The organism is Pseudomonas sp. Sample_16 (assembly GCF_004307665.1).
Classification (GTDB): Bacteria; Pseudomonadota; Gammaproteobacteria; order Pseudomonadales; family Pseudomonadaceae; genus Aquipseudomonas.
On record NZ_RCOB01000146.1, the window covers coordinates 1 to 11,772 of the forward strand.

At 58.5% G+C, this 11,772-nt stretch carries 12 protein-coding genes; 5 read left to right on the forward strand and 7 right to left on the reverse strand.

Annotation, left to right across the window (positions count from 1 at the left end; genetic code table 11):
• A partial coding sequence (locus tag D8U69_RS19255; protein ID WP_153189009.1) for an ABC transporter permease subunit occupies positions 1-717 on the reverse strand: 717 nt, incomplete at its 3' end.
• Positions 718-782: 65 nt separating this feature from the next.
• On the reverse strand, positions 783-1,814 hold the full coding sequence (locus D8U69_RS19260; RefSeq protein ID WP_056853650.1) for an amino acid ABC transporter substrate-binding protein: 1,032 nt from the start codon (positions 1,812-1,814) through the stop codon (positions 783-785).
• A gap of 468 nt (positions 1,815-2,282) precedes the next feature.
• Here D8U69_RS19260 and D8U69_RS19265 point away from each other — a divergent pair, with 468 nt between their 5' ends.
• From D8U69_RS19265 to D8U69_RS19285, 5 genes are all read left to right on the forward strand, one after another.
• Positions 2,283-2,939 (forward strand): alpha/beta hydrolase, encoded by a 657-nt coding sequence (locus D8U69_RS19265; protein ID WP_056853651.1) that lies wholly within the window; start codon positions 2,283-2,285, stop codon positions 2,937-2,939.
• 108 nt (positions 2,940-3,047) lie between these two features.
• On the forward strand, positions 3,048-4,535 hold the full coding sequence (rhlB, locus tag D8U69_RS19270) for an ATP-dependent RNA helicase RhlB (protein WP_130903622.1): 1,488 nt from the start codon (positions 3,048-3,050) through the stop codon (positions 4,533-4,535).
• A 136-nt stretch (positions 4,536-4,671) separates the two neighbouring features.
• The gene (locus D8U69_RS19275; protein WP_130907924.1) at positions 4,672-5,625 is read left to right on the forward strand and encodes an ornithine cyclodeaminase family protein; all 954 of its coding nucleotides are present in this window, start codon (positions 4,672-4,674) and stop codon (positions 5,623-5,625) included.
• Between the two features lie 141 nt (positions 5,626-5,766).
• Positions 5,767-6,894 carry an FAD-binding oxidoreductase gene (locus D8U69_RS19280; RefSeq protein ID WP_130887016.1) on the forward strand — a complete coding sequence of 376 codons (1,128 nt, stop codon included), beginning with the start codon at positions 5,767-5,769 and terminating at the stop codon, positions 6,892-6,894.
• 108 nt (positions 6,895-7,002) lie between these two features.
• Positions 7,003-7,644 (forward strand): PAS domain-containing protein, encoded by a 642-nt coding sequence (locus D8U69_RS19285; protein ID WP_130907925.1) that lies wholly within the window; start codon positions 7,003-7,005, stop codon positions 7,642-7,644.
• A 123-nt stretch (positions 7,645-7,767) separates the two neighbouring features.
• Here the strand turns inward: D8U69_RS19285 and D8U69_RS19290 are convergent, their stop codons facing one another.
• The 5 genes from D8U69_RS19290 to D8U69_RS19310 all read right to left on the reverse strand — a co-directional run bounded on the left by D8U69_RS19290 (position 7,768) and on the right by D8U69_RS19310 (position 11,646).
• Positions 7,768-8,544, reverse strand: a complete 777-nt coding sequence (locus D8U69_RS19290; protein WP_056853656.1) for an ABC transporter substrate-binding protein — start codon at positions 8,542-8,544, stop codon at positions 7,768-7,770.
• 297 nt (positions 8,545-8,841) lie between these two features.
• The gene (gene moaE, locus D8U69_RS19295) at positions 8,842-9,294 is read right to left on the reverse strand and encodes a molybdopterin synthase catalytic subunit MoaE (RefSeq protein ID WP_056853657.1); all 453 of its coding nucleotides are present in this window, start codon (positions 9,292-9,294) and stop codon (positions 8,842-8,844) included.
• Positions 9,295-9,297: 3 nt separating this feature from the next.
• Positions 9,298-9,540 carry a MoaD/ThiS family protein gene (locus tag D8U69_RS19300; protein WP_130907926.1) on the reverse strand — a complete coding sequence of 81 codons (243 nt, stop codon included), beginning with the start codon at positions 9,538-9,540 and terminating at the stop codon, positions 9,298-9,300.
• Positions 9,537-10,010 carry a cyclic pyranopterin monophosphate synthase MoaC gene (moaC, locus tag D8U69_RS19305; RefSeq protein ID WP_008060536.1) on the reverse strand — a complete coding sequence of 158 codons (474 nt, stop codon included), beginning with the start codon at positions 10,008-10,010 and terminating at the stop codon, positions 9,537-9,539. The genes D8U69_RS19300 and moaC overlap by 4 nt, the downstream gene beginning before the upstream one ends.
• A gap of 241 nt (positions 10,011-10,251) precedes the next feature.
• The gene (locus D8U69_RS19310; protein WP_130903620.1) at positions 10,252-11,646 is read right to left on the reverse strand and encodes a PhoH family protein; all 1,395 of its coding nucleotides are present in this window, start codon (positions 11,644-11,646) and stop codon (positions 10,252-10,254) included.
• Positions 11,647-11,772 lie beyond the last annotated feature (126 nt).

Here is an 11,772-nt window from a genome sequence, read left to right on the forward strand (position 1 = left end):
CAGCGGAGCGCCGAAGATCAACGCGCACAGGGTCGGGATCACCAGCGCAATCGCCAGGCCAGTCCAGAACTTGTGGAACGGCACACCGGTTTCTTCGAAGCGCTTGTTGGCCCAGCGGCACATCAGCACGATGCCGACAATGGCCAGCACGATGCTGACCACGAAGGCCCAGAAGCCATCAGCGGCGAGTGCGGCCGGCATGTTCAGGCCACGGCTGCTGACGAAGAAGGTGTCGCCGAAGTTGTGGCTGTTGCGCGGCCCCGGCATGGTCAGGAACACCGCGAAGTACCAGAACAGGATCTGCAGCAGCGGCGGAATGTTGCGGAATACTTCCACATACACCGTCGCCAGTTTGGCGATGATCCAGTTCTGCGACAGCCGCGCCACGCCGACGATGAAACCGAGAATCGTCGCCAGGATCACGCCGATAAAGGTCACCAACAGGGTGTTGAGCAGGCCGATGACAAACACCCGGGCGTAACTGTCCGCTTCGGTGTAGTCGATCAGATGTTGAGCGATGCCGAAACCGGCACTGCGCTCCAGAAAGTCGAAACCGGAGGTGATGCCCCGGTGTTGCAGGTTGGTCTGGGTGTTATCGAACAGATACCAGCCCAGCGAGACCACCGCGATAATCGTGATGATCTGGAATACCCACGCACGCACTCGTGGATCGCTGAGGCTGAGCCTCTGCTTTGGTGCGCCGATTGAATTTTGCATGAAGTGCCCCGGAAATAATGGAACAGAACATCACCCGGTGGTTGGCCCACCGGGTGATAGAACCATCAGCGCACTGGTGGTGCGTATTGAATGCCGCCAGCGTTCCACAGAGCGTTCAGCCCGCGGTCGATTTCCAGCGGAGTGCTCTTGCCGAGGTTTTTCTCGAACACTTCACCGTAGTTGCCGACTTGCTTGACGATTTGTACGACCCAGTCTTTCTTCACTTTCAGGTCTTTGCCGTACTCACCGTCGGTACCCAGCAGACGAGCAACGTCCGGGTTCTTGGTGCCCTTGGCTTCGGCTTCGACGTTTTTCGACGTCACGCCCGCTTCTTCGGCGTTGAGCATGGCGTAGCCAACCCAGCGCACGATGGCCAGCCACTCGTCGTCACCGTTACGCACGACCGGGCCCAGAGGTTCTTTGGAAATGGTTTCCGGCAGAACCACGTAGTCTTTCGGCGAAGCCAGCTTGCTGCGCTGGGCGAACAGTTGGGACTTGTCGGAGGTCAGCACGTCGCAACGACCGGATTCCAGCGACTTGGCGCTTTCGTCGGAGGTGTCGAAAGTGATCGGGGTGTATTTCAGACCGTTGCCACGGAAGTAGTCGGAAACGTTCAGCTCGGTGGTGGTACCGGCCTGGATGCAGATGGTCGCGCCATCCAGCTCTTTGGCGCTCTTGACGCCCAGCTTGTTGTTTACCAGGAAGCCGATGCCATCGTAGTAAGTGATGAAGCCCGGGAATTTCAGACCCATGCCTGCGTCACGGGAGCTGGTCATGGTGGTGTTGCGCGACAGAATGTCGATTTCGCCGGACTGCAGCGCGGTGAAGCGCTCTTTGGCGTTCAACTGACTGAACTTGACCTTGGTCGCGTCGCCGAATACCGCAGCGGCCACGGCACGGCAGTAGTCAGCATCGATACCGACGATCTTGCCGGTGGCGTCTGGAACCGAGAAACCAGGCAGGCCATCGCTGACGCCGCACTGTACAAAACCTTTCTTCTGCACTGCATCCAGGGTCGCGCCCGCCTGAGCGAACCCACTGACGCCGAGTACTGCGGCTGCAGTCACGACTGCCAGGGTGGATTTCAACATCTTCATTCAAACCTCCAGTTTTGCTCTTGTTGTGTCGGAGCGTGAGTCCTGTCGCACCCTTTTGAGGCGTTGTTGACCCGTGTTGGTTTTTTTTAGGGTCAACCGACGTAGGACCGTAGCCATGAGTCTAGTAGGAGAAAATCCACATCATGGACAACTCACTTCTCACCAATCGGCCGAACGGGCTGTAGCCCTTTCACGTTCGCGAAGCCCGTAGCGGCCACTGGCGAACATCCATTACCGGATTTTTTGCTATCCCACTGCCAACAATGGCCTGATAGTGTTACCGACAGTTGTGGGATTCTTCATACGCGCTTCCCTATAGCAAAGCCCGTACCACACCGCCCGCTTAAGCGGTTAAGCGACAGGTCAATAGCAAAACTTGTAACCTTGCGACATCTTCGTAACTGATCAACCAGACACGCACTCACCCCTCGCACTGAATGAGAGCGCATGCACAATATTGGAGCAAACATGACCGAGCCCTTGATCCTAGAACCCGTCAAGCCCGCAGACGCCTGCGTGATCTGGCTCCACGGCCTGGGCGCCGATCGCTATGACTTCCTGCCCGTGGCTGAAGCCCTGCAGGAAACCTTGTTGAGCACACGCTTCGTTCTGCCTCAGGCGCCAACCTGTGCGGTCACCATCAATGGTGGCTACGAGATGCCCAGCTGGTACGACATATTGGCCATGAGTCCGGCTCGCGCGATCAACCGTGAGCAGCTGGAAGAGTCCGCACAAAAAATCATTAAGTTGATCGACACGCAGCGAGCCATCGGAATAGACGCCTCGCGCATTTTCCTGGCCGGTTTCTCCCAAGGTGGCGCGGTGGTCTTGCACACCGCTTTCCTGAAATGGCAGGGACCGTTGGGTGGCGTACTAGCCCTCTCCACTTATGCCCCGACCTTCAGTGACGAACTGGAGCTGTCCGCCAGTCAGCAGCGTATTCCGGTGCTGTGCTTGCATGGCCAGTACGACGATGTAGTGCAAAACTCGATGGGCCGCAGCGCCTACGAGCATTTGAAGCAGCGTGGTGTCACCGTGACATGGCAGGAATACCCAATGGGTCACGAAGTGTTACCCGAAGAGATCCGCGACCTTGGTGTCTGGCTTGCCGAACGCTTGCGTTGAACTTTCCTGCGATTTTTTGCTTAAAACAGCCCTTTGATCCATCCCACTACGCCGCGCCCGTTTCTTGCATTACACTGGCCGGCGTACATTCCTTAACCAATTGATGAGATGACCGTGCTCAAAGCACTCAAGAAAATGTTCGGTAAAAGCGAGACTGAGCAACTCGCGCCAGTCCCCAGCGCTCCGTCTCACACTCCCGGCCACCGCACCGACGGTAAACAGCCTGGCCGGACCGCCCCTGTAGCGGCACCGAAACACGAGCCCAAGAGCGCGCCGGCCGCCGAGCCTGTTGCGCAAACCGCCGCCGAGCAACCGCGCAGCGAAACCCCGAAACCCGTTAAACCCCGCCGTGAACCGAAGCCAAAAGCCCCGGTCATTCCCTGGAAACTCGAAGACTTCGTCGTCGAACCCCAGGAAGGCAAAACCCGCTTCCACGATTTCAAACTCGCTCCTGAACTGATGCACGCCATTCAGGACCTGGGCTTCCCGTATTGCACGCCGATCCAGGCGCAAGTACTGGGTTTCACCCTCGCCGGTAAAGACGCCATCGGTCGGGCGCAAACCGGTACCGGTAAAACCGCGGCGTTCCTGATTTCGATCATCACCCAGCTGCTGCAAACCCCACCGCCGAAAGAGCGCTACATGGGTGAGCCGCGGGCCTTGATCATCGCCCCGACCCGCGAACTGGTCGTCCAGATCGCCAAGGACGCCGCCGACCTGACCAAGTACACCGGGCTCAATGTCATGACGTTCGTCGGCGGCATGGACTTCGACAAGCAGCTCAAGCACCTCGAAGCCCGCCACTGCGACATTCTGGTGGCCACTCCCGGCCGTCTGCTGGACTTCAACCAGCGTGGCGACGTGCACCTGGACATGGTCGAAGTGATGGTGCTCGACGAAGCCGACCGCATGCTCGACATGGGCTTCATCCCGCAAGTGCGCCAGATCATTCGCCAGACGCCGCCAAAGGCCGAGCGTCAGACGCTGCTGTTCTCCGCGACCTTCACTGAAGACGTGATGAACCTGGCCAAGCAATGGACCACTGATCCTGCGATCGTCGAAATCGAAGTCACCAACGTGGCCAGCGAAAACGTCGAGCAGCACATCTACGCCGTGGCCGGTGCCGACAAATACAAACTGCTCTACAACCTGGTCAACGACAACGGTTGGGAACGGGTAATCGTATTTGCCAACCGCAAGGATGAAGTGCGGCGCATTGAAGAACGCCTGGTGCGCGATGGCATCAACGCTGCGCAACTGTCCGGCGATGTGCCGCAACACAAGCGCATCAAGACTCTGGAAGGCTTCCGCGAAGGCAAGATTCGCGTACTGGTTGCTACCGATGTTGCCGGTCGCGGTATTCACATCGACGGCATCAGCCACGTGATCAACTTCACCCTGCCGGAAGTCCCGGACGACTACGTGCACCGCATCGGTCGTACCGGTCGCGCCGGTGCTGATGGGGTGTCCATCAGCTTTGCCGGTGAAGATGACTCCTACCAGCTACCGTCCATCGAGGCGCTGTTGGGCAAGAAAATCAGCTGTGAAACACCACCGACGCATCTGTTGCGGGCGGTTGAGCGCAAGCGTCCGTAACGGACAACGTGCAAAAAAGGCGCAGCCGGAAACGGACTGCGCTTTTTTTTCGTCCGGCTTTTTCGACAGGGCTTGCTCGTTAAAACAAAAAGTCCATAATAGACAAATTAGTTTACTTCCATGTCCGGAGCCGCCCATGTCCAGTACGCCTCATGTGATCACCCAAGCCCAGGCTCGCGATTTGCTGACACAGATCGACGTGCCGCAGATCATGCGCAAACTGTTTCGCGACCTGGCCGCCGGACAAGCCGTGCAACCGGCGCAGCATCTTGTGGAGTTTCCGAATGGCGCGGGCGACTTCATCAACTACTTGGGCGTGCTGGCGCAAGACGGTGTTTACGGCGTCAAGACGTCGCCCTACATCGTGCGCGAACAGGGGCCGTTGGTGACCGCCTGGACCCTGCTGATGTCGATGCAGACCGGTCAGCCGCTGCTGTTGTGTGATGCCGGCGAACTGACCACGGCGCGCACCGCCGCGACTACCGTGGTGGCGGTCGATGCACTTGCACCTTTGAACGTGACTCGCCTGGCGATCATCGGCAGCGGCAAGGTTGCTCAAGCGCACCTGCATTACGCGAAAAACCTGCGCGACTGGCAGAGTATCAGCCTGTACTCGCCAGGCCTGAGCGAAGATGCGCAAACCATGAGCCAGCTCAAGAGCATCGAACCTCGTCTGAAGATCGTCGACAGCCGCGAAACGGCTATCCAGGACGCGGATGTGATCATGCTCTGCACCTCATCGGCCGGCCCGGTGATCGACCCGTCAAACCTGAACAAACCGGCGCTGATCACCTCGATCAGCACCAATGCTCCTCGTGCCCACGAAGTGCCACCACAGAGCCTCAATGACATGCAGGTGTTCTGTGACTATCACCTGACCACCCCAGGCTCGGCCGGTGAAATGCTGATCGCCGGCGAGCAGCATGGCTGGGACAAAAACGCGATCGTCGGCGACCTGGCGGATCTGCTCAGCGAGAAGGTGGCGCGTCCCGTTTACGACCGTCACGTGTTCTTCCGCTCGATTGGCCTGGGCCTTGAAGACATTGCGCTGGCCAATGCCATTTACCGTCTCACCCCTGACATCAGATAAACCCGTAGGAGCAAAGCTTGCTCGCGATGACGGCATGTCAGTCAACACTCATGTTGAATGTGCTGGCGTCATCGCGAGCAAGCTTTGCTCCTACAGGAGTTTTCAACCATTTCGGCAATTGCGCCCCTACAGGAGACGTTCATGAGCCAGGCAGACTTCATCATCATCGGCGGCGGAATTGCCGGCGCCTCCACGGGCTTCTGGCTGTCGCAGCACGGGCGAGTGGTGGTACTCGAGCGTGAATCCCATCCGGCCTATCACTCCACCGGACGTTCCGCTGCGCTGTACACCGCGGCTTACGGCACCCCACAGGTTCGTGCATTGACCCAGGCCAGCCGGGATTTTTTCGACAACCCGCCCAGCGGTTTCTGCGAGCACCCGCTGCTGACGCCGCGCGGTGAAATGACCGTGGACTTCACCGGTGATCCGGCCGAATTGAACAATCAATACCTGAGCGCCAAAGCCACGGTCCCGGAGATGCAATTGCTCAGCGCCGAGGAGGCCTGTGTACGCCTGCCGATCCTGCGCCGGGAAAAAGTCCACGGCGCCATCTACGACCCGACCGCCAGCGACATCGACACCGACGCCCTGCATCAGGGTTACTTGCGTGGCATCCGTCGCAATAACGGCGAAGTGCACACCGACACTGAAGTGCTCGGCCTGAGCCGTGATACCGACGGTGCCTGGCAGGTGCAAACCAACAGCCAGACTTTCAGCGCTCCCCTCATCATCAATGCTGCGGGCGCGTGGGCCGACAAGATCGGCACGCTAGCCGGTGCACAACCACTGGGCCTGCAACCGAAACGCCGGGCCGCGTTCATTTTCGCTGGCCCCGAGGGTGTGGATATCCATCATTGGCCGATGCTGGTCAGCCTCGACGAGTCCTTCTATATGAAACCCGACGCCGGGATGTTCCTCGGCTCGCCGGCCAACGCCGACCCGGTTGAACCCCACGACGTGCAGCCTGAAGAGCTGGACATCGCCATGGGCATCTACCAGATCGAAGAAGCCACCACCCTGACAATCCGCCGCCCGACCCGCACCTGGGCCGGCCTGCGCAGCTTCGTCAGTGATGGCGACTTGCTCTCGGGTTTCGATCCGCAGGTGCCGGGGCTGTTCTGGGTGGCGGCTCAAGGGGGTTATGGCATCCAGACCTCACCCGCGATGGGTCAGGCCAGTGCCGCGCTGGTCCGTGGTGAAGCCCTGCCCGAACAACTGACCCGCTTCGGTCTGAGCGCCGAAATGCTCTCCCTCGCTCGTCTGGGTTGATTCACCACCTCAGGTGACGCGCCGACATGATTGCGGCACACTTTCAGAGCTCCGTATTGCGGGGCGCTGAAGTTGCCCGGAGTTCTACTGTATGAAGAGCCGCACCCCATGAACGCCCCAGAAAATGACCCGGCCCTGAACGACTCGTCCCTGGATAACTTCCATGCGATCGCCGATGCCATCGCCACGTTGTTCTTTCCCCATGCCGAGGTGGTGCTGCACGACCTGCGCACGCAAAAGGTCGACTACATCGCCAACAACCTGTCGAAACGGGAAATCGGCGACGACTCCGCACTGGAGGACATGCTCAGCGACGACGTCAGCGAACGAAACATCGGGCCGTACGAAAAGCTGAATTGGGATGGACAGAAGATTCGCAGTCTCAGCACGGTACTGCGCGACAGCGAAGGTCACCCGCTGGCCGTGCTGTGCATCAACCTGAATATTTCGCTGTTCGAAAACGCCAAGACCGCGCTGGACCTGTTCCTGTCGCCGACCAAGCTGATCCCGCAACCGGACTCACTGTTCCGCGATGACTGGCAGGAACGGATCAACACCTTCCTCCACGCCTGGCTGCGCGAGCGCCAGCTGAGCCTGAACCTGCTGACCCGCGACCACAAACGCGAGCTGGTGCTGGCCCTGCATGCCGAAGGTGCCTTCAAGGGCAAGAGCTCGTCGAACTATGTCGCCAATGTGCTGAACATGGGACGGGCGACGGTGTACAAGCATTTGAAGGAATTGAAGGGTTAGAGATCTGCATTGGCAGTTCCAACCTCATCGCTGGCAAGCCAGCTCCCACAGATTCTGCGGTGATCACATATGTGTGCACGGCGCAGACAATGTGGGAGCGGGCTTGCCCGCGAAAGCGATCTATCAGTCGCCGTAGATATCGGATTTGAAGTACTTCTCGGAAATTTTCTGATACTCGCCATTCGCCCGAATACCGTCGATGGCTGTATTCAGTTGGCTAACCAGTTCGGTATTGCCCTTGCGCACTGCAATCCCCGCGCCCTCGCCCACGTATTTCGGGTCTTTCAGCTCTGGCCCGACAAACGCATAGCCCTTGCCGCGCGGCATCATCAGGAAGTCATTGAGTGGAATGGTATCGGCAAAAATCGCATCGAGACGACCGGCCGCCAGGTCCATGTAGATCTCTTCGTTGTTGCCGTAACGCTTGACGTTGATGCCCTTAGGTTCAAACACCTCGGTGGCATAACGGTCCGTGGTGGTGGCGCGCTGCACTCCGACGGTCTTGCCCTTGAGGCTGGCGTACTGGTCGTCCACCACCGCACCTTCTTTCATCACCAGACGCGATGAAGTGAAGTAGTACTTGTGGGTGAAATCGACTGACTTCTTGCGATCTTCGTTGATGGTCATGGACGACAGGGCCATGTCGATTTTCTTCACTTTCAGGGAAGGAATCAGACCGTCGAACTCGCCTTCGACCCACACACACTTGACCTTCATCTGCGCACACAGGGCGTTGCCGATGTCGTAGTCAAAACCCACAATCTCGCCTTTTTCGGTTTTCGAAGCGAACGGTGGATATGCCGCTTCGATACCGATGCGCAAGGTTTTCTCGGCGGCAAATACAGAGCTGCACGCCAACAGGCTCAGGGCCAGACCGGTGATGAGGGGGAATTTCTTCATGTTCGTTCTCTCGCGGGTTGTTGTTGGTTTGGCAAGACAGAAGAAAGAGCAGAAACAGGGCAAAGCCTTTTTTGTACTTATAATTCCATACTGGACTTTTATGTATAGATCGTCAATCGGACAAATGCAGCCCGTGCCGGCCGGTGGTCGGGTGGTAAATAGATGAGTCGTTGGCGATGCAGATGGCCCCTTCACGGGCAAGCCTCGCCCCTACAGGTTTCGCGTCATGATGGGACGGCGCGAAACTTTTAGGAGCAAGGCTTGCCCGCGATGATTGACTGAAGGACGCTACAGCAATTACTGCTTCCAGCGATCCGCCGCAGCATGATCGCTGTCACGCCCTTCCACCCAGCGCGGTCCGTCGCTGGTATTTTCCTTCTTCCAGAACGGCGCGCGGGTTTTCAGGTAGTCCATGACAAAGGCGCAGGCATCGAACGCCGCCTGGCGGTGGGCGCTGGCGGCGCCAACGAAGACGATCGGCTCACCCGGTTCCAGCGCGCCGATGCGGTGCAACACTTGCAGCTTGAGCAACGGCCAGCGCTGCTCGGCTTCGAGGGCGATCTTGCCCAAGGCTTTTTCGGTCATGCCAGGATAGTGTTCGAGGAACATTCCGGCCACATCGAGGCCGTCATTGAAGTCGCGAACGTAACCGACAAAACTCACCACCGCGCCGACGCCGACATTCGCATCGTGCATGGCGTTGACTTCAGCGCCGGGATCAAACGCCGTGGATTGCACACGAATGGCCAAGATTCAACCTCCGGTCACGGTCGGAAAAAACGCCACTTCATCGCCGTCGCTGACCGGTTCGTCGAGCTGGCAAAGGTCTTCATTGCGCGCGCACATCAGATTCTGCTCGCGGAGCACCTCGGCGCCGTCGCGCTGGGCCAACAACACTCGCACGTCATCGACGGTGGCGAAGTTGCCCTCGACGTTTACCGAATCCACACCCAATGCTTCCCGATACCGGGCAAAAAATTTCACAGTGATATTCATGACGGGTCCGCCTGAAAATGCCCGCTCTTGCCGCCGACTTTTTCCAGCAAGCGTACGCTTTCAATGGTCATGCCGCGATCCACGGCCTTGCACATGTCGTAGATCGTCAGCGCCGCGACGCTGGCGGCGGTCAGGGCTTCCATTTCGACACCGGTCTGCCCGGACAATTTGCAGCGCGCGACAATTCGCACGCTGTCGTCACCTTCGGCACTGAGCTCGACTTTCACACCCGTGAGCATCAGCGGGTGGCACAGCGGAATCAAATCACTGGTTTTCTTCGCCGCCTGAATGCCGGCAATGCGCGCTACCGCAAATACATCACCCTTGGGGTGACCGCCACTGACGATCATTTGCAGGGTTTCGGGGAGCATGCGCACCAGCGCTTGGGCCGTCGCCTCACGGAACGTCACGGCTTTTTCAGTGACGTCGACCATGTTGGCGCGACCTTGGGAATCGAGATGAGTCAGCACGGGATTACTCCTGATCAGGAGCGTCGATTGTAAACCTGCGGGTCAATTTTCCGCACGCACGATTATCGGACGTCCCCCTGTAGGAGCGAGCCTGCTCGCGAAAAACGCAAGAACAACGTGGTCATTCAGGCAACACGCATTATCGTTCACGTCCATCGCAAGCAGGCTCGCTCCTACAGGGGTTATATGTCGGGCATAAGAATCCGGGCGGCTTTGTCGGCCGCCCGGTTTGGGTGAAGGATTACAAATGCGATTCGGCGTATTCGGCCAGGATCGAACGAGGCACCCCTTGCAGGGTGATGTGCACCCCGTTCGGGAAATCCTTGAAGCGCTCAGTGAGGTAGGTCAGCCCGGAACTGGTCGCGGACAGGTAAGGGGTGTCGATTTGCGCCAGGTTGCCCAGGCACACCACTTTCGAACCGGCGCCGGCACGGGTGATGATGGTTTTCATCTGGTGCGGCGTGAGGTTCTGGCATTCATCGATCAGGATCAGACTCTGCTGGAAGCTGCGGCCCCGAATGTAGTTGAGGGATTTGAACTGCAACGGCACTTTGCTGAGGATGTAGTCGACGCTGCCATGGGTGCTTTCGTCATCCATGTGCAAGGCTTCGAGGTTGTCGGTGATGGCGCCCAGCCACGGCTCCATTTTTTCCGCTTCAGTGCCGGGCAGGAAACCGATTTCCTGGTCCAGGCCCTGCACGCTGCGGGTGGCGATGATCCGCCGGTAACGCTTGCTGACCATGGTCTGCTCGATCGCAGCCGCCAGTGCCAGAATGGTTTTACCGGAACCGGCAGCACCGGACAGGTTGACCAGGTGGATGTCCGGATCGAGCAAGGCGAAAAGCGCCAGGCTCTGATAGATGTCACGCGGTTTGAGACCCCAAGCCTCCTGATGCAACAGCGGTTCCTGGTGCAAGTCCAGAATCAGCAGCTGGTCGTTCTCAATCTCCTTGATCCAGCCGACAAAGCCCTGCTCATCAATGATGAACTCGTTGATGTGCACCGCTGGCAAATTGTCGATCAGCTTCACCTGATGCCAGGTGCGACCATGCCCCTGACGAGTCTCGACCTTGCTCACCAGATCCCAGAAGGAGCCCGTCATGTTGTGGTAGCCGTTGGGCAGCAGCGACACATCGTCGACCAGTTGGTCGGTGCTGTAGTCCTCGGCCGCGATCCCGCACGCGCGAGCTTTGAGGCGCATGTTGATGTCTTTGGTGACCAGCACGACAGGTTTTTTCGGGTCGTGGGTATGCAGATCGATCAACTGGTTGATGATTTTATTGTCGTTCAGATGCTCGGGCAGAATGATGCTGGGCTCGGCACGCTTACTCATCAGAATTGACAGCAAACCTTTCGGCCCGCCCTTGCCCCGCTGAATCGGCACGCCCTGCTCAACGTCCTCGGGTGAGGCATCGCCCAGGGTCTTGTCGATCAGCCGGATCGCCTGACGGCATTCGGCGGCAACGCTGTGATGGCCGCTCTTGAGCTTGTCCAGCTCTTCCAGCACGGTCATCGGGATGGCGACGTGGTGTTCTTCGAAATTAAGCAGGGCGTTTGGATCGTGAATCAATACGTTGGTATCGAGTACATAAAGGATTGGCTGGTTGGAAGAAGAGCTACGTCCGTGATCATCCATACTCGGTCACCTTTGTGGGAGCCAGTCGACGCAGTACCATGACAGTGCTGCGCCTCGAAGTGGCCACCGAATTCACCTGCGAGGAGTCAAGTGAACTGCACACAAACTGGGTCTTGGGAGACGCCA